15 protein-coding genes and 1 pseudogene are annotated in these 24347 nt (G+C 62.1%); 10 read left to right on the top strand and 6 right to left on the bottom strand.

Annotated elements, in window-relative coordinates:
- Positions 1-29: 29 nt before the first annotated feature.
- Positions 30-2177 carry a hypothetical protein gene (locus HZC36_07945; GenBank protein MBI5706906.1) on the bottom strand — a complete coding sequence of 716 codons (2148 nt, stop codon included), beginning with the start codon at positions 2175-2177 and terminating at the stop codon, positions 30-32.
- A gap of 158 nt (positions 2178-2335) precedes the next feature.
- Between HZC36_07945 and HZC36_07940 the strand changes: the two genes are divergently transcribed.
- Both HZC36_07940 and HZC36_07935 read left to right on the top strand, forming a co-directional pair.
- Complete coding sequence (locus tag HZC36_07940; protein MBI5706905.1) at positions 2336-4447, top strand: glycoside hydrolase family 3 C-terminal domain-containing protein; 2112 nt, start codon at positions 2336-2338, stop codon at positions 4445-4447.
- A gap of 174 nt (positions 4448-4621) precedes the next feature.
- Positions 4622-6166 carry an MHS family MFS transporter gene (locus HZC36_07935; GenBank protein ID MBI5706904.1) on the top strand — a complete coding sequence of 515 codons (1545 nt, stop codon included), beginning with the start codon at positions 4622-4624 and terminating at the stop codon, positions 6164-6166.
- Positions 6167-6182: 16 nt separating this feature from the next.
- On the opposite strand, the gene priA is transcribed toward HZC36_07935, so the two are convergent.
- A complete protein-coding gene (priA, locus tag HZC36_07930) occupies positions 6183-8636 on the bottom strand; it encodes a primosomal protein N' (protein ID MBI5706903.1) in 2454 nt (817 codons plus the stop codon).
- Between the two features lie 345 nt (positions 8637-8981).
- On the opposite strand from priA, the gene HZC36_07925 reads away from it, so the two are divergent.
- Both HZC36_07925 and HZC36_07920 read left to right on the top strand, forming a co-directional pair.
- Positions 8982-9437 carry a hypothetical protein gene (locus HZC36_07925; GenBank protein MBI5706902.1) on the top strand — a complete coding sequence of 152 codons (456 nt, stop codon included), beginning with the start codon at positions 8982-8984 and terminating at the stop codon, positions 9435-9437.
- Positions 9438-9496: 59 nt separating this feature from the next.
- Positions 9497-12601 carry a DUF1549 domain-containing protein gene (locus HZC36_07920; GenBank protein ID MBI5706901.1) on the top strand — a complete coding sequence of 1035 codons (3105 nt, stop codon included), beginning with the start codon at positions 9497-9499 and terminating at the stop codon, positions 12599-12601.
- Positions 12602-12658: 57 nt separating this feature from the next.
- Here HZC36_07920 and HZC36_07915 read toward each other — a convergent pair whose 3' ends face one another.
- Together HZC36_07915 and HZC36_07910 are read right to left on the bottom strand one after the other, a co-directional pair.
- Positions 12659-13123 (bottom strand): Hsp20/alpha crystallin family protein, encoded by a 465-nt coding sequence (locus tag HZC36_07915; protein MBI5706900.1) that lies wholly within the window; start codon positions 13121-13123, stop codon positions 12659-12661.
- A 416-nt stretch (positions 13124-13539) separates the two neighbouring features.
- Positions 13540-15489: a glycoside hydrolase family 97 protein gene (locus tag HZC36_07910; protein ID MBI5706899.1), complete on the bottom strand. Its 1950-nt coding sequence runs from the start codon at positions 15487-15489 to the stop codon at positions 13540-13542.
- A 189-nt stretch (positions 15490-15678) separates the two neighbouring features.
- Here HZC36_07910 and HZC36_07905 point away from each other — a divergent pair, with 189 nt between their 5' ends.
- The 6 genes and pseudogenes from HZC36_07905 (at position 15679) to HZC36_07880 (ending at position 23669) form a co-directional block, all read left to right on the top strand.
- Positions 15679-16374, top strand: coding sequence for a glyoxalase/bleomycin resistance/dioxygenase family protein (locus HZC36_07905; protein MBI5706898.1), 696 nt, complete (start codon positions 15679-15681; stop codon positions 16372-16374).
- A gap of 9 nt (positions 16375-16383) precedes the next feature.
- Positions 16384-17889, top strand: a complete 1506-nt coding sequence (locus HZC36_07900; protein ID MBI5706897.1) for a DUF1501 domain-containing protein — start codon at positions 16384-16386, stop codon at positions 17887-17889.
- A 509-nt stretch (positions 17890-18398) separates the two neighbouring features.
- The gene (locus HZC36_07895) at positions 18399-19658 is read left to right on the top strand and encodes a serpin family protein (GenBank protein ID MBI5706896.1); all 1260 of its coding nucleotides are present in this window, start codon (positions 18399-18401) and stop codon (positions 19656-19658) included.
- A gap of 318 nt (positions 19659-19976) precedes the next feature.
- Complete coding sequence (locus tag HZC36_07890; GenBank protein MBI5706895.1) at positions 19977-21551, top strand: tetratricopeptide repeat protein; 1575 nt, start codon at positions 19977-19979, stop codon at positions 21549-21551.
- 89 nt (positions 21552-21640) lie between these two features.
- On the top strand, positions 21641-22501 hold the full coding sequence (locus tag HZC36_07885) for a hypothetical protein (GenBank protein ID MBI5706894.1): 861 nt from the start codon (positions 21641-21643) through the stop codon (positions 22499-22501).
- Positions 22502-22727: 226 nt separating this feature from the next.
- Positions 22728-23669, top strand: a pseudogene (locus HZC36_07880) (DUF1080 domain-containing protein).
- On the opposite strand, the gene HZC36_07875 reads toward HZC36_07880, so the two are convergent.
- On the bottom strand, positions 23662-24087 hold the full coding sequence (locus HZC36_07875; GenBank protein MBI5706893.1) for a PIN domain-containing protein: 426 nt from the start codon (positions 24085-24087) through the stop codon (positions 23662-23664). The pseudogene HZC36_07880 and the gene HZC36_07875 overlap by 8 nt on opposite strands.
- On the bottom strand, positions 24054-24311 hold the full coding sequence (locus HZC36_07870; GenBank protein MBI5706892.1) for a ribbon-helix-helix protein, CopG family: 258 nt from the start codon (positions 24309-24311) through the stop codon (positions 24054-24056). Before HZC36_07870 ends, HZC36_07875 begins: the two co-directional genes overlap by 34 nt.
- Positions 24312-24347: the final 36 nt, after the last annotated feature.

The raw sequence follows: 24347 nt of genomic DNA, 5'->3' as shown, positions 1-24347 counted from the left end.
CACGGTTTGAGCTAAGCAGCAACCCCATCTTACCGACGTGGCGGAATGCGCCGATTGTTTGCGGTTTCGCGCAGGAGTTTCACTTGCTGCTGGATTTGGGCCCAAACCTCAGCAGGGAGCTTCTCCAGACTGTCAACCGCGTTTCCCAAGGTACGAAGCACCTCAAGATTCCCAAGGTAGGTCGTTGGCCCGCCGGCGTCCACCTCATAGGTGACCTCCGTCTTTTCCGCAGCCTGGAAGCTCTTCAAGTCCATCATCGAGGCCCATGCATCTCCGCGCTCCTTGGCCAAAAGGTAGTTCGCGACCGCGCCGGGCGGCCAGTCACCGCTGGTCGAATAGCCTCCCTCCTGAGTACCTCGGAACTTGATTGTGGTTCCAATGGTGGCCGTGCCCGTCAGCATCGTGCCTGAAGGCAGGCCGTTTGGATACCATAGCGTGGCTTCGTGCGACAGGGTCTGGGTCGGGTCATCGAAGCGCTCGGGATCGTACCGCTGAGGTTCGCGGCTTCGAAAGCTCCTGATCTGCTCCCAGTAGAGCATGCGGGCAAGCTGCGTTTGAACGGGCCCCGAAAGCTCGCCGAGCCGCAACGACTTTCCCGAAAACAAAGCCTCTTTCTGCTGTGCGGACAGCAGTCCATGGAGCTTCAAAAAGGGCCAGTTCGAGTTGCCGATGAAGCTTGCCGACCTGGAGCCAAAGAACAGGAGATGCGGCATCAGGGCGGACTCCTCGGGCGAGCCCTTGTGGCGCACTGCGAAATCGGCGAGCTCGTCGAGGCTCAGCGACCCGTTGGCCACCGCTGACCGCACGGTTCGCCCCAAAAGCGCGCGCTCGACGAAGGGCTTTTCGACCTCGACAGGGTCCACCGGATGGATGACCAGCCACCCGTTCTGCTCCTCGGCCACGCTCTCCATGTAGGGACCGCGCAGGTTGCCTAGAAGCTGGGAGGGAGTGGTAAAGCCCACAGCCGTCAGCATCGGCAAGAGAAACGCCAGAAAGTCGGGAACGCATGCCGCAAGATGCACCCCCTTCGCCTTTGCTGCCGCCATCAGCATCGGACCGGCTCCCGCCTCGGCCAGTTCATGCTTTTCCGGGTTCAGGATCATCTCGCGCAGCTTGGGGGAGAGCGCCGGAAAGTCGCCCGCGCCATCTTCGCGTCTCATCGCGGCCTTGATGCCCGAGACCAACTCGTCGGCCTCGGGTGTGAGTTCGATCGGTTTCTCGCCGGCGGGCGTTTCGCCCGGTTTGGGCGGCGTGGGCATATCCTGCTCCGGCGCCATGTAAACGGAGCCGCTGCCGATCCGCTTGCCCGAGTCGTCGGCGAGGATGATTTCCACCCGAAAACGCCGGTCCTCCTGGCTGAACACCTTGCAGAGCAGGGTGCTGGGGGTCTGGATGCCGGCCCTCCGCCAGGCATACGCTTCGCGGACGCCGGACCCCAAGCGCATCATCGCCCGTGAATCGGGGTCCTTGGGCAGATGCGCCGCTAAAAGTGCGATCTCTCGTGAAAAGCGCTCGATCTCAGCGCGTGCTCCGGGTGGCAACGGCCGTTGCATCCGGTTGGGGTTCATGGCGTAGACGGCCACCTCGTGGTTGTCCAGAAGGGCCAACGCCGCGGGATCGAGAAGGACCGTGAGCCGCTTGGCAAGTGCCTGGGCCGGGAGCTTGCCCTCCAACGCGTTCATCCCTTCATAGTTCTGTTCCGGGTTCCCTTGTGCGGCGTTCTGGACGAAAGCGCCGATCTCAAGACCCAGCCGCTTGGCGCTCCCCTCATCGAAGTCGCTACCCGCTCCAAGTTGCTTTCGGACCTTCTCCTGCGACTCGGCGAACGCCTTCGCTCGCAACTCCAGGTGCTTTCGGCTCTGCTCTTGCAAGAGCTTTGACGAACGGTTCAGCACGAACCCGCCCTTGCTCTCGCTCCACTCGGCACTTGCGGCCTTGGCGATCTTGGGCAGGACCTCTTTCAGCGCGACGTCCTTGAAATCAAGGACCAGCACCAGGTCCTTCGCGGGACCCGATGCCGAAAGAGACACGCCGCACTTTTCACCCAGCTCTTTGAGCGCTCGGCTTGCCGGCATTCCGGCGCAGCGAAATTCCACGTTGGCATCAAGGGGTGAAAGCTCGGCCGGCCGATGGCCCAGCGACACGCCGAGGAGAACGGCTGAGGTCAGGAACAGCATGGAGCACCTGCACAATCGCGTCTGGCTAGTTGGGCCAGTCTATCCGCAATTTTCGGCAGAATTGCCGGGTTCCGAGACTCCTGGCCCCAAATCCAGCGCGTCCGGCATCAGCGCATCGGCTAACTCGCCCCAAGGTGCGGCATACTCAGGGTAGTCCGATGTCCACAACTGCATCCTCGCCCGAGTGCGCCCCCTATCTCGATTCGAATCTCTCTCTTGAAGCCCGCGTGGAGGATCTGCTCGGCCGTTTGACCCTTGAAGAGAAGGTGTCCCTGGTTCACGGAGACACGAAATTCACCACCAACGCGATTCCGCGGCTGGGCATCCCCACGCGCTGGCTCTCGGATGGTCCTCACGGCGTGAGGGAAGACGTCGGGCCCGATACCTGGTATTCCGCCGGGCGCACGGACGACTTTGCCTCTTGTCTGCCCGCGCTCATCGGACTCGCGGCAACCTGGAACCCGGAGTGTGCGAAGGCCTACGGCCATGTGATCGGCGAGGAGGCTTTGGCGCGCGGCAAACACATCATGCTGGGGCCTGGCGTGAACATCATGCGCACGCCCCTTAATGGCCGCAACTTCGAATACTTCGGCGAAGACCCCGTGCTTGCAGCGCAGATGTCGGTTCCCTATGTTAAGGCCGTTCAATCGCACAAGGTGGCCTCGTGCATCAAGCATTTCGCGGCCAACAACCAGGAGACCCAGCGCATGCGCGTGAACGTCGAGATGGACGAACGCGCGCTCCGCGAGATTTACCTGCCGGCCTTCAAAGCCGCCGTTCAGGAGGCGGGGGTCTGGACGCTGATGGGCGCCTACAACCGGTTCCGGGGCGAGCACTGCTGCCACAACGCCTACCTGCTGAACGACGTTCTCAAAGGGGAATGGGCGTTTAAAGGGCTGGTGATGTCGGACTGGGCTGGAACCCACGACACGCCTCAGGCGGTCGAGAACGGGCTTGACCTGGAAATGGGCACGGAGAAGCCCTACGAGGACTATTACCTTTCTGGGCCTTACCTCGAGGGCCTCAAGAGCGGCGCCTTTTCGGTGGAAACCCTCGATGAAAAGGTGCGAAGGAACCTGCGGGTGATGTTCTGGACCGGCGCCTTCGATGGCAGGCCCGATGGCGCTCTGAACACTCCTGCGCATCACAATTCAGCGAAAACGATCGCCGCGGAAAGCCTCGTGCTGTTGAAAAACGAGAACGCCGCGCTGCCAATCTCAGCCGACACCGTGGGCTCGATCGCCGTGATCGGCGAGAACGCCGTCAGGCTGCACGCGCCCGGCGGCGGCAGTTCGGGCATTAAGGCGTTCTACGAAATCACCCCCCTGCAGGGCATCACCAAGCGCGCCGGGGCCCAGGCGAACGTGACCTTCTCGATGGGCTACCGGCAGGGCGGTGGACAGGGGCTGATCGGCCGTGCGGTCGATGCGGCGAAGCACGCCGAAGTCGCCGTCATCATCGCCGGACTGAACCACACCCCGTTTCTCGACGATGAGGCCACCGACCGCCGCGACATGAAGCTGCCTTACCAGCAGGACGAACTCATCGCGCGGGTGGCCGAAGCGAACCCGAACACGATCGTGGTCCTGGAGACCGGCGGGCCGGTGGAGATGCCCTGGCTGGGCGCCGTCAAGGCTGTAATCGCTGCGTGGTATCCAGGGATGGAAGCCGGCTCGGCCATCGCCGAAGCGCTCTTCGGCGACACGAACCCAGGCGGAAAACTGCCCTGCACCTTCCCGGCCAGGCTCGAAGATTCCCCGGCGCACGCCAACGGCACCTACCCTGGTGTCGACCTGGAAACCACCTATGAGGAGGGGATCTTCGTTGGATACAGGTGGTTTGACGAGAAGCGGATCGAGCCCCTGTTCCCGTTCGGCCACGGCCTTTCTTACACGAGCTTTGAATATTCAAATTGTTCGGTGCAATCGCTTGCTGGAGGCTCTGTTTCTATTGCCTTTTCGGTCAAGAACATCGGCTCCAGAGCCGGACAGGAGGTCGCCCAGGTCTACGTGGCAGATCTCGAAAGCGCCCTCCCCAGGCCACCCAAAGAGCTCAAGGCCTTTCGCAAGGTCGCCCTTAAGCCCGGAGAAGCCGCCAAGATCGAACTCGAACTCGGGCCAGACGCATTGGCGTACTACGATCCATCGCGCAAGGGGTTCGTCGCCGAGCCTGGCCAGTTCGAGGTCCAAATCGGATCAAGCAGTGCGGACATCAGGCTGCGCGCGGGCTTCGAGCTGGGGCAGGAACACTTCCTAATGGACGGCGCTTGAAGAGCACCGAGTTTTCGCAAGCCCAAAAGAAGGAATCAACTGCCGGCCTCTTGAATTGCCTCCCTCATTGGAAGCTGCGTCATTGTGTCCGTCAGTCACGGGTTTGGAAGCCTTCATCACGGAAGAGGCCGAGACATCCAGACGCATTGACGCAGCCTCATAGGTCACTGGGGTATGGCAATCAAGCAGAACGGATCGGTCCTTGCCAGGGTCATTACGGCCAGTTCGGTCGGCACGATGATCGAGTGGTACGACTTCTACATTTTCGGGGTGCTCGCCACCACGCTCGCGCCGAACTTCTTTCCTAAGGACAACCCGACCGCCGGCCTTCTAAATACGTTGGCAACCTTTGCCACCGGCTTTTTGGTCCGACCCTTCGGCGCGGCATTCTTCGGGAAGCTCGGTGACGTGATCGGGCGGAAGACCACGTTTCTGGTCACGCTGCTGCTGATGGGTGGCTCCACGTTCGCCATCGGCCTCTTGCCCACCTACACCCAGATCGGCGTGTTCGCCCCGCTCCTTCTGCTGACCTTCCGGCTCATCCAGGGCCTGGCGCTGGGGGGCGAATACGGTGGCGCGGCGACCTATGTCGCGGAGCACGCTCCTGACGGAAGGCGGGGGTACTACACGTCGTTCATTCAAACCACGGCGACGCTCGGCATGTTCGTTTCGTTGGGAGTGATTCTGCTCGTCCGGCAGAACCTATCCAGTGCCGACTTCGACGCCTGGGGCTGGCGCATCCCGTTTCTCTTGAGCTTGGTGCTGGTTGTGTTCTCTTATGTGATCCGGGCTCGGATGCAGGAATCGCCCCTCTTTAGCAGACTCAAAGAAAGAGGCGCCGTTTCCAAGAACCCGCTTACCGAGAGCTTCCGGAACCCAACGAACCGCAAGCTCGTGTTCCTGGCGCTCTTCGGCGCCACGATGGGCCAGGGCGTGGTCTGGTACACCGGCCAATTCAATGCGCTCTATTTCCTTCAAACCGAACTCAATATCGACAAAGGCGCCGCCAGCGTCATCGTCGCCATCGCGCTCCTGATCGGCACCCCGCTCTTCATCTACTTCGGGGCGCTCTCCGACCGCATCGGACGCAAGCCGATCATCATCGCCGGCATGGTCCTCGCGGCGTTCGCCTATCTGCCGATCTATGCTGGGATGGCTTCGGCGGCGAACGTACAGGATCTTCAGCCGGTGGCTGGGCAGCCGGCGGTCGGAACGAAGACCACGGTGGACCCCAAGACCCAAGAAACGGTAGTCACGGCCACCACGATCACCAACTACGACGACGGTTCGAGCTTCAAAGTCGAAGTGATCGACCGAACCCCCGTCGACGACGAGAACCCCAAGCCCAAGCAGGAAACCAAGAAGACCCTTACGCCGAGCGGCGGCATGATGGTAGCCCTCAGCTTATATGTGCTGCTGCAGGTGGTGTTTGTCACGATGGTGTATGGGCCCATCGCGGCGTTCTTGGTCGAACTCTTTCCGACTCGCGTTCGCTACACGAGTCTCAGCATCCCGTATCACATCGGCAACGGCGTGTTCGGCGGCCTGGTACCGGTGATCGTCACGGCCGTCTCGAAGGGCACGGGGAACAAGCTGATGGGGCTTGCCTATCCGATCTCGATCGCCCTCATCACGGCGATCGTCGGTGGGATCCTGATCAAGGAAAAAAGGGACGTGGTGCTGGACGATACGGATGCCCCGCCGGCGACGGAGGAGTAAGCCGCCTCCGGGTCCACTACATCAGAGACTGCGGGTCAACGTCGACCACCAGCGTCACTCCCTCTTGCGCAAACCCCTTCAGGGCTTGTTCAAGAGGCGTGAGCGAGGCGTCGGGATCGAGCTTTACGACGAGATGCCGACGCCACTTTCCGTTCAGCCGCTCCAGGGCGCAGTCCGCGGGACCCAGCACCGCGGCTTCGGGAAGCGCCGAACGCACGCGCTTGGCGACTTCCTTGGCTGAGGCGATCGTCTTGTCCTGGTCTTCTGAGGAGACCACGAAGTTCACGAGCCGCACGAAGGGTGGGTAGCCCGCTTCCTCGCGCTCGGCGCGGACCTGTTCATAGAAGGAAAGATAGTCGTGGCCCTGTGCACACACGATTGCGCGGTGTTCCGGCGTGAGCGTCTGGATCACCACCTTCCCCGGCGAGTTTCCACGCCCGGCGCGCCCCGCGACTTGTGAAAGAAGCTGAAAGGTCCGCTCGGAGGCGCGAAAATCCGGGAAATTGATGGATTGATCGGCGGCAATGACGCCCACAAGGGTGACATTGGGGAAGTTGAGCCCTTTGGCCACCATTTGGGTCCCCACGAGCACCTGTGTCTCACCAGCTGCGAAATCGGCGAGCACCTTCTCCGCAGCGCCCCTTCGCTGGCTCACGTCGCGGTCGAGGCGAGCCACTTTCGCGTTGGGGAAGAGAGCGAGCACGGCCTCTTCCACCTTCTCCGTGCCGACTCCAAACGGCTTGATCCGGTCGCCCGAACACACCGGACAGGTGTCCGGTGGGCGCCGCTGATAGCCGCAATGGTGGCACCTAAGCCTCCCGGACTTGCGGCTATACGAGAGCGAGACGGCGCAACTTGGACAGCGAAACGGCTGGCCACAGTCCCTGCAGATCAGCGACGGGGAATAGGCCCTGCGGTTTAGGAACAGGATGGCCTGCTGGCCCAGGTTCAGGGTCTCGGCCAAGCTCTCAATGAGCCTCTCTGAGAGCAATGCGGCTTGGCCCAGCCGATAGCCCTCCCGCAGGTCCTCGATGCGCACCTCCGGGAGGCGGGCGCTAGCCGCGCGCTGGGGCAGCGACAGGAGGGTGATGACTTCCCTCTCGGCCCGGTAATAGGTCTCGACACTCGGGGTCGCCGAACCCAGAACTAGGGGGCAACCGTGCGTTTTAGCAAGGTGGCGGGCGAGGTTGCGCGAGTGATAGCGCGGGGAGGATTCCTGTTTGTAGCCCGACTCGTGTTCTTCGTCCACGACGATCAACCCAATGTCGCCGAGAGGCGCAAACAGCGCGCTTCGCGCGCCGAGCACAACCGCGGCGTCGCCCGACCTTATCGCGCTCCAATTGTCCATGCGCTCCTTCGGAGGGAGCTCCGAGTGCAGCACCGCCACACGGTTCCCAAAGCGCTCGCGCAGACTCGAAACCGCTTGCGAGGCCAAAGCGATCTCAGGAACCAGGTACAGCACCTGCCTTCCGGCCTTCAGCGCTTCTGCCGCGCAGCGCAGATAGACCTCGGTCTTGCCGCTGCCGGTGACCCCAAAAAGCAGGAATTCCCTGAACTGATGCGCTTGGAGCGGGTCAAGTATGGCCTCGATGGCGATTTTCTGATGCGGATTCGGGGTGGGAGGGCGCCGCTTTCGAGAAGACTCTTCAGGCAGCGGCTCGATAAGTCCGGCCTCGAGCAAGGATTTGATCGTGGCGTCGGTGACGCCACAGAGCGACTTGATATCGGCACCCGTCAAGGCGGGGGAATCCAGCTCCGAGAGACGAAGGAGCACGAGCGCCTGTGCGGGCTTGCGCCTTGCCTGCCGACAAAGAAAGTTGTCGACCATATCGGGATCAGCGGAGAGTCGGAGCATTTTCGACGGCTTTCTTGCCTGGGCCTCGTATCCCAGCTCAAGGGTGTGCGCGACGATCCCCTTTGCACGGAGCAGTTTGAGCGCCTTGTCCGCCCCTGGCAGAAGGCGCTTACCCCTTCCTGCTAGGAGGCTTCCCCCCGCTGCTCGGAGCGCATCGACAGCTTCTTTGGCGAGGGTGTCCAGGGTGAACGGAATCTGCGCCAGCCGGTCTTCGTCGAGGGTCCACCGGCTCACCATGCGCTCAAGGGTCCCGGGCGGTATGGCGGCGCCGAGAGCCACCGGCAACGGACAAAGATATTCGTCGGCGACGTGCCTAAGAAGATCCATGAGCGGCCTGGGCAGGCTCAGGCCCTCGATGGGTCCGATCACCGATCGGAGTTGGGATTCCGGAAAGGGCAGATCCAGTGGATGAGTCAGATAGAAGCGAGACACGAAGCCGACCGCCGGCCTCCCGCCAATGGGGACCAGCACCGCCTGGCCCTCGTCCACCTTGCGATCCACGCGGTAGGTGAACAGCCCGCTGCGGCCGCCGGTTCGTGGGTCGAACGCGACGTCGACGAGCGAGAGGAGATCGGTGGACGAGGGGGATGGCAACGTGGTGAGAAGATACTCCACGATCTCTCTTCGGGGTCCGCCCGGAATTGCCTCAATGGAATGGTGGCACCCCGTTGGGGTGCTGGTTTCGAGGTGACGCAAACCTGGGGTTTCACTTCGCTCAACCCCTGGCTACTCTCTGCTGTCCCATGCGGGGACACCTCATCAATAGTCTCCTGTGGGGACACCTCTCAGTAGTCTCCTTCGGGGTCGGCTGCCCGTTTTCTCCGAAAAGAGGGGCGGCGCAGCCCGCCCCAATCCGCGCGGGCCCTGTCAGGAACCGGCCCGCCTTGGGGCCGGTTGTGCTAGTTGGACGCCCTCGGGTTACGACACCGGAGGCGCGAACGCTCAACAGGAAGGAAAACAATGAAACAGACGCTTAAGGCGTTGCTGCTCCTAGCAGTGGCTACGCTGGCACTTGCGGGCTGCTCAGGTGAGCCGGCCCCGACGGTCATGCTTCTCCGCTCCGACATCAAAGAATGGCGGAGCCCCGAGGATGGCAAGACCTATCTCGTCGCGATGCCTACCTGGAAGGTGGAGGGCGACCTCCCGGTTGCCGAGGTTTGGGGAACCGGCCGCTTGACGGGAACGCAGGGGTCCTTCGACTTCACAAACAACGACAAGCCCATCTACCGCGCCGACGCGCTCGATCCCGGCACAACGCTTGCCGCCCAGCACCTGCCGGAAGATGGCGTCCTCATCGGCGAAAAGGATGAGGTCATCGCCAAGATCGGTGATGATCCCAAGCTGGAACTCTGGCTCTGGGGCCTGGAAAGGAGGTCTGAGGCGCAAGGAAGCGGCTCGGACGGCAAGGGACCCTAGTATCCTTTGAACGGCCCCTTGGAAGGTGCCAAGAACCTCTGCATAATGGAAGCCTAAGTATGGATTTCCACGGGGCTACGACATGGGCCGCCAGGGCGCTTTTCGCCCTGGCGCCGACCGCTTTGGTTTTTGCTGCCTCCGGCGGACCTCAATCCAAGCAGTCTCCAAGTTCAGGAGCCGATCCGGCAAAGGTGCTTGCGCTCTTGAAGGCGCACTGCGCGAGCTGCCACGGTTCGGCAGCGCCCAGCGGCGGCCTCGTGCTCGATTCCCTCGAGGGCCTTTTGAAGGGAGGCGCGAGCGGTAAGGCCGTTCTTCCCGGCAACAGCGCCAAGAGCCTCGTGGTCCAGCGCGTGCTCGGGCAGGGCGGCAAGCCGCGCATGCCGATGGGTTTTGCACCCATGAAGGCCCAGGACGTCGCCGCGCTCCGGGCCTGGATCGACGCCGGAGCCAAAACCAGCGGAGCAAAGCGAAAGCATTGGGCCTACATCGCTCCCGTCCGGCCGCAACTCCCCAACGTCCGCGACACCAAGTGGCCGAAGAACGCCATCGACCGGTTTGTGCTTGCGAGGCTCGAAAAGGAGGGGCTCCGGCCCAGCCCAGAAGCCTCACGCGAAAACCTTTGCCGAAGGCTCTCTCTCGACCTGACCGGACTCCCGCCCACGCTAGCCCAGCTTGACGCTTTTTTGGCCGACCGACGCCCCGACGCCTATGAACGGCTCGTCGACACGCTCCTCGCTTCACCACACTTCGGCGAAAAGATGGCGCGGGCCTGGCTGGACCTAGGGCGTTATGCCGACACGAACGGCTACGAAAAGGACCTTCCCCGCTCGATGTGGCCTTGGCGCGATTGGCTGATCCAGGCCTTCAACAAGAACCTGCCTTACGATCAATTCGTGATCCAACAGCTTGCCGGAGACCTGCTGCCCCATCCCACGCAGGACCAGCTTGTCGCGACCGGCTTCCTGCGCAACTCGATGCTCAACGACGAGGGCGGCATCGACCCCGAGGAGTTCCGGGTCGTGGCGGTCATGGACCGTCTCGACGCGGTGGCGACCAGCTTCCTCGGGAGCACGATGGCGTGCGCCCAGTGCCACGATCACAAGTACGACCCCTTCCCCCAGCGCGACTATTACGGGCTTTATGCCTTTTTGAACCAAACCGCCGACAACGGCCGCGATATCAGCCCGACGATCCGAGTCGCCGATCCTGGCAGCAGAGCCAAGCTCAGCGATCTGGAAGAAAGGCTCGCGCGCGCTGAAACCGACCTGCTGACCCGGACCCCCACCGCCCTCACCAAAATGCCTGAGTGGGAAGAACAGCATCGTGCCGGCTGGAAGGTCCTGAAACCGCGAGAATGGACCGCCCGAGCCACGCTCACCGAGCTGCCGGATCATTCGCTGCTGGCCTCCGGCGCCGATCCCATCGAGGACCGGTATCAGGTGCGGTACGACTTGCCCGGCGGGAGCCTTTTCGGACTGAAGATCGAGGCGATTCCCGATCCCAGCCTCCCAGAGGGCAGTTCCGGGAGAAACTTCAACGGCAACTTCGTGCTGAGGCGGGTTGTCGCGAACCTGCGCCACGCAGACGGTTCGACGTCGCCGATCATATTCGATCGCGCGCAGGCCGACTTCACGCAGGGCGGGCATGACCCCATGTCGGTGCTCGCCGACGGCGACCTGCCTGGCTGGGCCATCGCCGGATTTCTGCCTGAGCAGAGGGTTCATCACGAGCTTCAGCTTAAGGTTCGAGGGTCTGCTGCGGCAAAGGCGGGTGACACGCTCGAGTTGACCCTGAACCACCAATCTCGGCACGCGAACCACAATCTGGGCCGCTTTCGGGTGGCCGTGACGTCCGACCCGGACCTGGCTGAAGCCGCGCCGCTGCCGGCTCCTGCCGCATCGGCGCTCGCGAAAGCAGCCGGAAGCCGGACGACAGACGAACTGGCGGCGATCAAGACCTACTATCTGAGCATCGCGCCAGAGCTCGCTGAGGCCGCCGCTCGGGTGAAAGAACTGAAAGCTCACAAGGAGGGGCTCGAGGCGCAACTTCCCACCACGATGATCCTTCGCGAGGTCGAGCAGCCCCGACCCAACGCCCTCCTCAAGCGCGGCGATTTCCGCACTCCAGGATCTACGGTGCTTCCCCACACGCCGAGCGCCCTCGGAGGTTGGGCCACCCGTCCCGACCGCTTGGGGCTCGCCCAGTGGCTGGCCTCGAAGAGCAACCCGCTGACCGCCCGCGTGGAGGTGAACCGGCTTTGGGAGGGCTGTTTTGGACGGGGTTTGGTGGTGACGATGGAGGACTTCGGTAGCCAGGGCGATCCGCCGACCCACCCGGAACTCCTCGATTGGCTCGCCACCGAGTTCATGGCTCGCGGCTGGGATCGAAAGGCCTTGCTCAGGCTCATCGTCACGTCGGCGACCTACCGGCAATCGGCGGCGTCCTCGAAGGCCCTCGTCTCACGCGATCCCGCCAATGCGCTGCTCGCTCGTGGGCCCCGATTCAGGCTGGACGCAGAGGGAATACGGGATATCGCCCTGACCGCGAGCGGCCGCCTGAACCCCACGATCGGGGGCCCAAGCGTGATGCCGCCGCAGCCGCCCGGAGTCTGGGAGAATAGCTTCACCTTCTACGATACGAAGGACCGGTGGGTCGACGAAACCGGGCCCAACCGATATCGGCGGGGCATGTACACCTATTGGCGGCGCACGGCGCCCTACCCGATGGCGCTCACGTTCGACCTCAAGCAGCGCGACACATGCGTGGCCAAGAGGGTGCGCACCAACACGCCGCTTCAAGCGCTGAACACCCTCAACGATCCGGTGTTCATCGAGTGCGCCGGAACCCTGGGAAGGCAGATGGAAGAGGCCGCCTGGGATCCGTTCCTTTTGCGGGGCAAGACGGTGGGGAGGAATCTGGATGTCGGGCTGGCTGCCGGCTTCAGAAGGTGTACCGGACGTCAGCCTCAAAAGCGCGACCTGGCGGCCTTACGCCAGCTTTTCGACAAGGCCTTTGCCAAGTATCAGGCCGCTCCGGACGAGGCCAGACGGTTCTTGGAGGCTTGCCGCACGCCTGCGAGCGCGCTTGGGCATGCCGAGACGGCGGCGTGGACGGTGGTCGGCAATGTTCTTCTGAACCTCGACGAGACCCTCGTCAAGAACTGAAAGAAAAGGGCGGCCCGAGGTGCCGGGCCGCCCTTTCGAGGGAGGGTTGAGGGGAGGCTAGTCGAGTTGAGTCTTGACTTCGATTCGCTTGGGTTCCGGCTTGACCTCGACCTTGATCGGGATCTTCACCGTCACGATGCCATGCGAGAAGGTTGCGTCGACGCTGTCCAGGTCCAGATTTTCCGGCAACTGGAAAGACCGAGTAAAGGAACCTGAGCGCATCTCGCGCCGATGAACCTTGGCGTCCTCGTCGGATTCCCAAGCCTGCGAAAAGGCGCCTTTGAGCGAGAGCACGTCGTTTTCGACCGTTACCTCCAGCTCTTCGGGCTTGATGCCGGGAACCGAGGCGACGAAGTGGAGCGCGCCCTCTTTCTCATAGATATCAACCGGCACGAGGCCGACGGAAGCCACGTTGCCAGGGGCCAAGCTGCCGCCCCACAGGGCGTCGAAAGCGCGGTCCACGTCGAGCGCAAGGCGGTCGAAAGGTCGAACAGGAAAGAGCGTTGCGATTGGTCTGGTCATGGTTCTTTTCCTCATTGCATGGCCCCATCTGCGGGGCTGTCAATGCTTTCTAACGCATATTATCGGTCTTGAGTTCCCTAATATCAAGTGTTTTGATGATATAGGCATTATGGTCCATTGGGGAGGTAATAATTGCTGCGACAGGAGGATGTCATCCCGAGCAAGGCGAGGAATCTGATGGGGAGAGGGGAGGGCTTGAGGCACGGGCCCCTGGACTCCCTGAACGGGCCGTGAACTGTGGGTCCCGACTTCTTGGCAGCAGATCCCTCGCTTCGCTCGGGATGACATCCCCCTCGCCCTTCGCGCTTCGCCCCTCTCTTGTCGACCCTCGCCCTTCCTCCAGCATCCGCAGGCACTACCCTGCGTTCCCAGCGGCCACTCTGCGTTCTCAGCGTGAGAGCCCCTAGCACTTCGCCCTAGTGCTGCCTTAGGCGGCACACGAAGCCGCCGTCGGTCGCACACCGAATCCGAAGCGATTTCTGCCCGGCGACGATCACGGTGGACGCGGATAGATCGTTTGGATTCCGCTCGGCATCGGTCCCGTCGGACCAGGTCGTGATCGCATAGAACCTCTGGGTCAAGAAGGTGAGAGGCACGTCCACCACACGCGGCTTGCCGGCGGAAGCACCGCCGATCCACCAGTCTGGTCCCTTCCGCCTCGCCACCACCAACAGCTTGCCGATCTCGGCCTTCAGCACCCGCGTTTCGTCCCACCACGTGGGGACCTCCTGGATGAAGTCGAAGCCCTTCTGCCCCTCGTAGGCCATCGGATAGTCGGCCACCATCGGGTTGGGGTTGTCGATGCAGACGTAAAGCGCCAGGTTGAAGCAGCGCGTACCCAAGAGGACTGGCGCCACGTTCTGCGGCTTGAACTCCGCCCTCGGCACCGAGCGAAAGCCTCCCAGGTGGTAATCCATCGGGCCGGCGACCAGCCGATTGAACGCCACCGTCAGCGTGTGTTCCGGAGGGCAGGTGTCGCTCCACTTCATGTATTCGAGGTTCCGCGAACCTTCGTGGTTCATCAGGTTCGGATAGGTGCGCTGCCAACCCGTCGGTTTGTACATGCCGTGGAAATGGATGAGGATTCGATGCTTGGCAGCGGCCCGGAGGATCCGCTCTGCGAACTCGACCGTGTCCTGGTCGTCCCGGTCGAAAAAGTCCACCATCATGCCGCTCCACCCCATTTCGGCGAACCTCGCAAATACGGCGTCGAGGCCCCTTCCCCGAAGCGCGCCCTGGTGGACCCACGTCCAGAGGCGCACTCCCTTCGCCTTGGCATAGGCGGACACGGCGGCCAAGTCCAGCTCGGGCCGAACCCGCGTGACGTCGGCATTAGGGGCGGGAAAGAGGCCGTCTTGGCCGTTGAAATACCAAGGATGGTCGCGCTCATCGGCCACCACATCGTGAAAGTCAATTCCGTTCTTGGCGCACCAGTCGATGTGCTTTTTCTGGACCTCGGTGGTGAAGATCGGGGCGCCGCGTTCGTGCTCAAAGAGGTAGTTGTTCCACCAGGTCCAGGTCATCTTGCCTGGCTTGACCCAGGAAGTGTCGCCGATGGCGTTGGGAGGATTGAGGCAGAAAAGGGTGTTGGATTCGAGCAAGGCGCCTGGGTTCTTGCCAACGAGGACGACGCGCCATGGCGTCTTGAGCGGGAGGTTCCCGGCGACCTTGTTGCCATCGGGCCTCGGCGAGAGCCGGCAGACGAGGTCGCCGTCCACGTCGCCGACGGGCCGCATCAGCGACATGCCCGCATAACGAGTTAGCGCGGCTTCGGTAATCGAGAGGCAGATGCCGTCTTTGCGCTGAAGGGTGAGCGGAGTGTCCAGGAGTCGGCCGCCCATCAGCTTTTTGAGCGGCAAAACGGTGTGGTTCACCTCGTGCGAGGTCGTGAAGTTCTGAAGGTACTGGGCGTAGGCTGTCGGATTGCCGGATGGGCGGAACGTCGTTTCTTCACTGGAAACGGCGATGCTCTTGGTCCCCGGCAGCATGAACACCTCGTACCTGAAGGCGACGGCATCGTCGTAACAGCGAAACTCGAGGCCGATGTCGCCGCCGTCGAGAGAACGCATCCGGATGGCTACCGCGCGGTAGGCGTCGACGGCTTTCGCGCACTTTCCGAAGAGCACCGGTACCGTCTCCCGGTGGGAGAATTCCTGGATTCTGGTGACCTCGGCATTCGCCAGAAGGTCGCCCCTCGAGGCAACAGAGAGGCTCAGACAGCATCCCTCAAGCAGCGGCTTGCCATCGAAGGAGAGCGACCACTCAGGAGATCGGCTTTCGCCCGGCTCGGGGAAGTGGAGGGTGAGTTTGAGCCGTCCATCGGGCGATCCTGTCTGAATGAAACTGTTGGAGTCTGGGCCATTCATCCTATTCCGCCTGGAAGGGTAGGCATCGCCGTTGCCACCCATCCCATTCGCTTCCCGAAGAGCTCCACCGGAGACATTGGACCTGGAATCATCACCAAGGACAGGCAAAGGCAGTTGGCAGGCGAGGACGACGAATGCGATGAGTCCCGACACGTTCCGATCTTACATCCGAATCGCCACAATAGAGCGATGCCCGGCTACTCCTCCGTCGATCTCGTTGCCGCCGACCTCACCTCGCAGGCAGCGTTCTATGAATCAAAGCTCGGACTGCCCGTCATTCGCGAAGGAGACGCGATCCGGATCGAGCTTGGCGACACCGAACTGACATTTCACGGTCAATCGGAGGGCCCGCCCGCTACCTATCACCTTGCTTTCGATATTCCGTGCAATCAGATAGCCTCTGCACTCGACTGGGTGCAAGAGCGAACGGAGGTGCTCGCCACCAGCGGTGTAAAGCTGCACTCCTTCGCATCCTGGAACGCGGAGGCGTTCTACTTCAAGGATCCGGCTGGCAACATCTTGGAGTGCATCGCTAGGCATGGCTTGGACAATGCGCGTCCAGGTGAGTTCGATTCCGCTGGGCTTCTGTATGTCAGCGAGCTCGGAGTCCCAGTTCTGGATGTCTCCGCCGCGCTCACCCAACTTAGAGCCGCGGGCCTGCCCGTCTATGGGTCGCCGGCAGCAGATTTCGCCGCCGTGGGGGAGGCAGGGGCCCTCGCAATCGTGGTTTCGGATGGGCGCGAGTGGTTCGGAAGCTGTGGCCGAAAGGCAGAGATGCATCCGGCAAATGCCGTGCTGCGGCATGGTGGACCCAGCACTGACGTGCTGCATTTGGGCAACACGCAGCTTTGTTTGAAGCCCGAACGCTCGAAACACAGAGGATAATAGGCACACATGGACCCGCGCGAACAGGCCCTCAAAGAGATCACCCGACGTTACTTCCTGGAGCGGTCGGGCGCATCGGTCATCGGCAGCGTCGGGCTTGCGATGATGCTGAATGAGCGGCTGTTTGCTTCGAGCATGGTGTCGGACAGGTCTGACCTGTCCGACATGTCCGACAAGAGCCAAGGTAAACGAAGCGACCCCTTTGCCCCCAAAGCCCCCCACTTCACTCCCAAGGCCAAGGCCGTCATCTTCCTCAACATGACCGGCGCGCCCAGCCAGCCGGACCTTTTTGACTACAAGCCCGCTCTCGCCAAACTTGATGGCCAGCCGATCCCCGAATCGGCCTTGGCGGGCCTTCGCCTCGGACCGTTCACCAGCACCGACCGCAACACGAAGCTGGTCTTCCAGTCGCCCTGGAGCTTCAAGCAGTACGGCCAGAGCGGCATGTGGATCTCCGAGCTCCTGCCCCACACCGCCGAGATCGTGGACGAGGTCACGTTCATCCGTTCGATGCACACGAACGAGATCAACCACGTGCCCGCGCAGCTCCTTTTCAGCACCGGTTCTCCGCGCCAGGGCCGCCCGACGATGGGCTCGTGGGTCACCTACGGGCTGGGCTCCGAGTGTGAGGATCTACCCGGGTTCATCGTGCTCACCAGCGGCAAATCGGGGCGTTGCGGCACCACCTGCTGGGGCAGCGGCTTCCTGCCCAGCGTTTACCAAGGCGTTCCTTTCCGATCAGCGGGCGAGCCCGTACTCTATCTGAACAACCCTCCCGGCGTGGACGCCGACCTGCGCCGTCAGACCCTCGACGCAATCAAAGAGATCAACCACGGATCGCTTGCCGGGATTGGCGACCCCGAGATCGCGACGCGCATCGAGGCCTATGAGATGGCCTACAAAATGCAGACCAGCGTGCCGGGTTTGATGGACATCTCCAGCGAATCGCAGGCCACGCTCGAAATGTACGGCGCGAAGCCGGGCGAGGGCAGCTTCAGCAACAACTGCCTGCTCGCGCGGAGGCTGGTGGAGCGCGGCGTGCGGTTCGTGCAGATCGACCACGGCGGATGGGACCACCATGGCGGCGGCGACCAAAACCTGATCACGGGACTGCCGGACCGCTGCAAACAGGTGGACCAAGGTGGCGCGGCGCTCATCAAGGACCTGAAGGCGCGCGGAATGCTGGATAGCACGCTTGTTATCTGGGGTGGGGAGTTCGGGCGGCAGCCGATGAGCCAGAACAAGCCGAGCAAGCAGGATGCGGGGCGGGACCACCTGCGCAGCGCGTTCACGATCTGGATGGCGGGCGGCGGCATCAAGAGGGGCCAGATTTATGGCGCGACGGACGATTTCGGAATTTCGGTCGCCGACAAACCGATGCACATCCACGACCTGCAGGCGACGATCCTGCATTGTCTGGGGATCGAGCACACCCGCCTGACCTTCAAGCACCAAGGCCGCGAGTTCCGACTGACCGACGTCGAAGGCCAGGTGGCGGACGGGCTGTTGGCGTAGGCTTTGGCCGCCGACCCCAGAGGGGTCCGAGACCGCTAGCCGGGCGTCACAGACGCCGGGCTGGACCGATTAACACCCTAAGTTTCTCCGACCCCAGAGGGGTCGCAGACCGCCGGCTCTGGGCGATTGGTCGGCCGTCCTCTGGCACCTGCTCCGCGGTGCGGGATTTCGGTGCGGTACCTAGCCCCCTTGCGGCAGGCCACCCCCAGAGGGTGGGGATCACGTCCTTGCTTGCAGCTCCGAGTGCCTCCACGCTTCAGCGTGGTGCGCTCGTAGCCTGCAGCCTGAATCGGAGCAGTGACGTCTTCTACTTCCACCACGCTGAAGCGTGGAGGCACCCAAGGACCGAGCCCAGGGACCGCAGCCATTTCCCAAACTAAGCAAGCCTCTCCCTCCTCGCCTCAACAGGTAGGTCCCTTCATCTCTTCATCGCTTCACCTAATCATCTCTCTGTGCCAGCTCCAAACCGTAGCCGCCGGTTCCGTGCCGGCGCGGACTATACTGCCGCTATGTGCCGCACACACCTGATTGCGGTTGGAATCACGGTTGCGCTCGTCGCTGGAGGCTGGTGGGCTTTCGGGCGCAAGACACCGATCCGTACGGCGCCACCAGCGGAGCAACTCGTCAAAACAGGATCTCTGGTTCAGGCCTCGAACGTTTTCGGTTTCAAGGTGGCGGGGGCCCTGTACAAGGAAGACCCAGACCGGCAGAACCTCTTGATCTCGCCCCTCGGACTTTCGCAGTGTCTCGGGTTACTCTTGGAAGGCTCACGGGGGCCGGAGAGGGACGAAGTCAAAATGGCGCTCGGGCTTGCAGGCATTGCGGATGAAGACCTCGGCAGGCGGGCTCACACCTTGACCGACTCGGTGCTCTCCGATCCGGAGCGTCCGTTGGCCCTGGCGAACGCTGTGTTCATCGCACGCCCGGGCGCCGTTTCTCGCACATTTGAGGAGAAGATCGAGTCGGACTATGCGGGAAAGGTGTTTCTCTCGGGCGATCCTACGACGGCCACGAAGGACATCAACGACTGGACCCGGGACAACACGAATGGCATGATCCCGAGCATCCTGGATTCGGTCGATCCTAACATGGATGTGGCCTTTCTGAACGCAAGCCACTTTGAGGCGCGATGGGAGATTGAGTTCGACCCCTCAAAGACTAACCACTCGACCTTCACGACCCTTGCCGGCAAGGAGGTCAACGTGCCGATCATGTTCGGCCGAAGCTTCCGTGCCAAGTGCCTGAAGGAAGAGGGGCTTGAGGGGGTTCTCCTCAACTACAAGGGCGGCCAGTTTTCGATGGCTGCCTTTCTGCCGCCTGTCGGTGAGGATGTCTTGTCGCTTCTTCCCAAACTCCGCGCAGAGGGCATCGAGCACGTGCTCAAGAGGTTCACCCCGAACAAGTTTAGCATCGGCTTGCCAAAGTTCAACTTCCAGAGCACTTTGAACCTGAATGCGACCCTCCAGTCGCTGGGCATTCGATCTGCCTACATGCGACTGGATTGCTCGCCAATCGCGCCGGACCTCTCGAGTGGGCGCTTCCTCGACGATGTCCGGCAGGCCGCCAGGATCGAGGTCGATGAATCAGGCACCCGCGCCTCTCAAACGACGCTGGCAAAGATTACGAAGTCAGGCGATGCCCTGCGCTTCCTGTTTCGCCGGCCGTTCCTCTACCTGATCGTTCACAACCCCTCTGGCGCCGTCGTGTTCCTCGGCATCTGCGGCGATCCGAGCCAGACGGGTGGGTACGAGCCTGATCGTGGACCGTGATCCGTGATCCGTGATTCGTGAATCGTGGCAGCTTTGCCCCCTTGTCGGTGAGCCCAAGCAGCCAAGGCAGACTGAGAGTCTGCCCCACGGGTCCGAGGACTTCCTTGTGCGGAGAAGGCAGACTGAGAGTCTGCCCCACGGGTCCGAGAGCTTCCTTGTCCTCAGCCCACTTGGACCATTGCTCTCAATCACTTCAACTCCTTATCTCTTCATCGCTTCATCCCTCCATCCCCTCACCCCCCGTCCCTTCGTCCCTGCTTCCCAACCGTAGCCGCCGGTACCGTGCCGGCGATGGGATATGGACTACACTGGAATCACATGCCTGAAGAGACGACGCCTGTCGTCGATGCGCAAAGCTGGCGCGACCTGAGCGGCTCACGCTTTCCGCTCAAGGAAAGGGGACGCTTCGCCGAAGCCCACCCCGAATCGGCCGAGGCCTGGGAGTTCTTTGCGCAAGGCGACATCGACGCCGGACAATACGAAGACACGATCCTGCACGCCGACAAAGCAACACAACTTGACCCGCTCAGGGCACGCTCATGGTTCTGGAAATCGATGGCAAGGGCCATGCTGGGCGATATCGACGGAGCAGCAAGCCTTCTCGACGAGGTCCCAGCGGCAATCGCCGAGGCGCCCGACATCCTGGCTGCCCGGGCTGGCATCTTGACGGTCAAGGGCCAGTTCGAGGAGGCAGAGACCCTCCTGATCCGGGCTCGAGCAGAAGCCCCGGAGCGCGTCGCGCACTGGACCGCGCTGGCCTACACGCAGTTGGCGATGGGTTCCCCGAGCGCCAATGAAACGCTGGAGGAGGCCGCAGAGCGTTTTCCCGAGCACAGTGACGTTTGGTGCGTCAAGGGCCGATTTGCGCAGAAAGCCCGCGATTTCGTCCTGGCCGAAGAGCACGGCCGCTTCGCCGTCGCCGCGGGCCCGGAATCCTCTTCCGCATGGTCCCTTCTGGCGCAGTCTCAAAGGGCGCTGGGCAAGTTCGATGAAGCCAAGATCTCGGCGCAAAACGCGCTGGACATTAACCCGAATCGGACAGAAGCCTGGAGCGTGCTCAAAGCGATCGCCATCGAAAGGGGCGACCTGATGGAGGCGAGACGGTGTGAGGAGAGGGTGAAACAATGCGACAAGCTCCTGCGCTTCCGTCCCCTGGTCGATCGGGCCATCGAGAGTATGAAGAGGCGGCGTTGGCGCGATGCCTCCCAGTCGGCGCGCCAAGTCCTCGCTGAGCCTGAAGCCCGGCTCTTCTTTGGCGTCGCGTATTCGGTGCTTCTTCAGGTTGCAAAGAACCAGAAGAACTGGGCCGAGGTCCGAGCGATTCTCGCCGAAATGGAAGGTGAGGGACAGAAGTCCGCTGAGTGGTTCGAGTTCTGCGCCGAGCTCGAGATCGAAGAGGGGCACCCTGAGAAAGCCCTGGAGATCGCGAACGAGGCCCTTCTCAAACATCACCCCAAAGGTTGCTTCCATGCGATCCGACTCATCGCCGCCTGGAAAGTGCAACACCAGGAGCTGGACGGCTTTGTCTCGGAAGCCGTTTCGAGCGGGTGGCAGACACCCGCCGATGGAGCTTTGATCGCCGTGGCATTGGACCAAATCGAGCGAAAGGACGAGCACGTCGCCCTCGTATCGAAGCTGAAAGCACGGTTTCCTGAGGACCAGACGGTGGAGCTTCTCGACGCCGGCCGCATAGCCTCGGCGAACCCCATGGAAGCGCTGGCTCGCGTCAAGCGGCTCACACGGCCCGAGTTCGCGCCGGTTGCCCGACTCGGAAAGGGCCTTTCATGCCTTGGCGGCACGGCTCTCCTGCTCGGCCTGCTCCTGTTGCTGCCGATCGTTCTGGTGAGGGCCGTCTGGCGCGCCGTGACGGGACAGCCGCCGCGCAGGCCCTAGCTGCCGGTCCCGACCCGCCGACACGGATCGTCGTCGGCATTTGGTCCCAAACGAGCCACTGTCCCAATCGGATGCCCTATACTGAACGCATGGATAGGTTCACGCGCAGTTGGGTCCTGATGAAGGAAAGTTGGGCCGTTCTTCGCAAGACGCCAAGCCTTATGGCTTTCCCCGTCATTTCGGCACTGTTCACGATCCTCGCCAGTGCGGCGTTCATCGTGCCCTATTGGCTGCTGGTCGGGTTCAAGGACGTCGAGCAGGTTCGCCCGTCGGTGGAGATCCCGCTTGCGTTTGCCTTCTACTTCGTGACCTACTTCATCGTGATCTTCTTCAACTCGGGGCTGGTGGCCTGCGCCCATCAGAGCCTGATGGGAGGCAACCCGACGATGGGAGATGGGATGCACGCGGCTATCAAGCGAATGCCAGCGATTCTGGGCTGGACCGCCATCGCCGCGACTGTTGGGGTCATTCTCAAGATCATCGGCGAAAACCTCGGCGTGGTCGGACGCATCGTCGAGGCGGTGTTCGGAATCGCCTGGAGCATCGTGACCTACTTCGTGATTCCGATCGTGGTCATCGAGAAGGGCTCACCCGTGGCGGCCATCGGCGAGTCGGCCGGCATGTTCAAAAAGACGTGGGGTGAACGCCTGATCGGCGCGGGTGGCATGGGGCTGGCGATGCTGGTGCTCTTCTTCGCTCCGATACCGTTCATGGTGCTGGTCGCCTTCACGGGTATGTCGGTGCTGATTGTGCCGGTCGCAATTCTGATGGGCCTATGGTGGATCGGTTTGATGGTGGTCGGAACTGCGATGCAGGGGATCTATCAGACGGCGCTGTATGTGTACGCCTCGACCGGGGATACGCCCTCGGGCTTCGAACAGACGGATTTCTCTGCGGCGTTCCGATCCAAACCGCAGTTCCGAGATCGAATCGGGCGGTTTGGCCATTGAGGATTCCCCCTCCCCTTGTCCCGATCATCGGGATAGGGGGAGGTCGAAGATCCCGCGCCTTACGGGAGGGTTAGGGGGTGGAGGTTCCGGATCGCGCATCCCGGATTCGCCCCCTCACCCGGTTCGCTACGCTCACCGACCTCTCCCACGAGGGGAGAGGTGGTCACCCATCTGAATCCTCCCTCACCTCCAACGCCCCTCATTCAACGTAGAATAGCGTAACACCATGAAGCCGCCCTTATTCGGATCGAATGCGCCGCTGTTTGCGGTTGCGGCTATCGCACTGGCGATTCCCGTGGCGCGCAAGGCAGTCAGTGGACCCGAATCCTGCCCGCCGGAAGGAACGCCCACCTGCTCGTGCGGCGGATTGGCTCTCCTAACTCCGGTCCCTCCTCGCCCTTCGCCCCTCGCCTCTCGCCCCCAGGGCAAGTGGACTTCCATCTTCAACGGCAAAAATCTGGATGGCTAGACGCCGAAAATCAGGGGCTACGCGCTTGGCGACAACTTCGCCAATACGTTCCGGGTGGTGGACGGCGCGATGCAGGTCAATTACGACGGCTACGGCGGCAAGTTCGAGGGGCGGTTCGGGCACATCTTCTACAAGGCGAAGCTGAAGAGCTACATCCTAAGGTTCGAATACCGCTTTACCGGAGACCAGATCGCCGACGGTCCCGGCTGGGCGTTTAGGAACTCCGGCGCGATGCTGATCTGCCAGGACCCGAAAACGATCAGGAAAGACCAGGATTTCCCCGTCTCCATCGAGGCCCAGCTCCTCGGCGGCGATGGCAAAGGCGAGCGGCCCACGGGCAATGTCTGCACTCCCGGGACCAACATCGTGCTCGGCGGCAAGTTCTGGACGCAGCACTGCACCAACTCCACCTCCCCGACCTTTCACGGCGATCAGTGGGTGACGGCGGAGTTTGAGGTCCGAACGACGTCGACGCTCGTGGGGCAGAATCTCCAGTCTGTCACGCATATCATCCACCGCATCAACGGCAAACCCGTGATGGAATACGACGCCCCGCAGCTCGATCCCAACGACGCCGACGGCAAGGTCCTGATCGAAGCGGCCAAAGGCGAGAATATGCTTTCTGAAGGCTGGATCTCTCTGCAATCCGAGAGCCACCCGTGCGAGTTCAGGAAGATCGAGTTGATGGAGATCAGGTAGTCGCCTGGTCTTTGAACGGGTTGATAATCGTCAATCCACGCAGCTTCCGGCCGTGCTGCATGTCTTCCGAGTACACGGTCTTGCACTTGCCGGCGATGGCCGAACTCAGAATCAGGGCGTCCCACGTTGAAATGCTGTCTAGGGCGACTAAGTCCATGGCCCCCATGATCACTTCGGCACTGGGCTCAACCATCTCGAAGTGGAGGAAGCCTTGTGCCATCCGTTTGGCGTCGACTGGATGGACTTTTAGCTTGCGAATAGAAACGTCGAAGAACTCGAACAGCGTTTGAGACGAGATCACCCCGTTTCCCTCTCTGCCGTGTTTGATCAGAAGCTCTTGAGCAACAACCTGTCTGCCCAGATCTCGCTCGTCGCAAGAGTAAATCAGGATGTTCGTGTCGAAGAAGACCTTGGCCAATCGAACCTCCGTCCCGAGTAGATCTCCTCACGGGTCCAGCGTTTTCCACTTGACTTGCTCTTGAGTTCCTTGGCCAAGCGAAATGTCTCTTCTAGTCCGGTGACATCCGAGGCCTCGATGGTTCTTCGAACCGACTCTCTGATCAACGCATTCATGGAAATGCCACGTGCCTTCGCGTAGCGCTGCATCGCTTCGAAGGTGGGATCGTCCAACGCGATCGTCATGTTGCGCATGATAGTAAGATACCACACATACGCATA

The organism is Armatimonadota bacterium, assembly GCA_016223145.1.
Classification (GTDB): Bacteria; Armatimonadota; Fimbriimonadia; order Fimbriimonadales; family Fimbriimonadaceae; genus Nitrosymbiomonas.
This window is presented reverse-complemented; position numbering and strand designations above follow the sequence as displayed.

Excerpts from the sequence above, each read along its gene's own strand:
- HZC36_07920 (MBI5706901.1), top strand. The coding sequence starts at position 9,497 with ATGGATTTCCACGGGGCTACGACATGGGCCGCCAGGGCGCTTTTCGCC.
- HZC36_07900 (MBI5706897.1), top strand. The coding sequence starts at position 16,384 with ATGGACCCGCGCGAACAGGCCCTCAAAGAGATCACCCGACGTTACTTC.
- HZC36_07945 (MBI5706906.1), bottom strand. The coding sequence starts at position 2,177 with ATGCTGTTCCTGACCTCAGCCGTTCTCCTCGGCGTGTCGCTGGGCCAT.
- HZC36_07940 (MBI5706905.1), top strand. The coding sequence starts at position 2,336 with ATGTCCACAACTGCATCCTCGCCCGAGTGCGCCCCCTATCTCGATTCG.
- HZC36_07905 (MBI5706898.1), top strand. The coding sequence starts at position 15,679 with ATGCCCGGCTACTCCTCCGTCGATCTCGTTGCCGCCGACCTCACCTCG.
- HZC36_07895 (MBI5706896.1), top strand. The coding sequence starts at position 18,399 with ATGTGCCGCACACACCTGATTGCGGTTGGAATCACGGTTGCGCTCGTC.
- HZC36_07910 (MBI5706899.1), bottom strand. The coding sequence starts at position 15,489 with ATGAATGGCCCAGACTCCAACAGTTTCATTCAGACAGGATCGCCCGAT.
- HZC36_07890 (MBI5706895.1), top strand. The coding sequence starts at position 19,977 with ATGCCTGAAGAGACGACGCCTGTCGTCGATGCGCAAAGCTGGCGCGAC.
- HZC36_07870 (MBI5706892.1), bottom strand. The coding sequence starts at position 24,311 with ATGACGATCGCGTTGGACGATCCCACCTTCGAAGCGATGCAGCGCTAC.
- HZC36_07915 (MBI5706900.1), bottom strand. The coding sequence starts at position 13,123 with ATGACCAGACCAATCGCAACGCTCTTTCCTGTTCGACCTTTCGACCGC.
- HZC36_07935 (MBI5706904.1), top strand. The coding sequence starts at position 4,622 with ATGGCAATCAAGCAGAACGGATCGGTCCTTGCCAGGGTCATTACGGCC.
- HZC36_07885 (MBI5706894.1), top strand. The coding sequence starts at position 21,641 with ATGGATAGGTTCACGCGCAGTTGGGTCCTGATGAAGGAAAGTTGGGCC.
- HZC36_07925 (MBI5706902.1), top strand. The coding sequence starts at position 8,982 with ATGAAACAGACGCTTAAGGCGTTGCTGCTCCTAGCAGTGGCTACGCTG.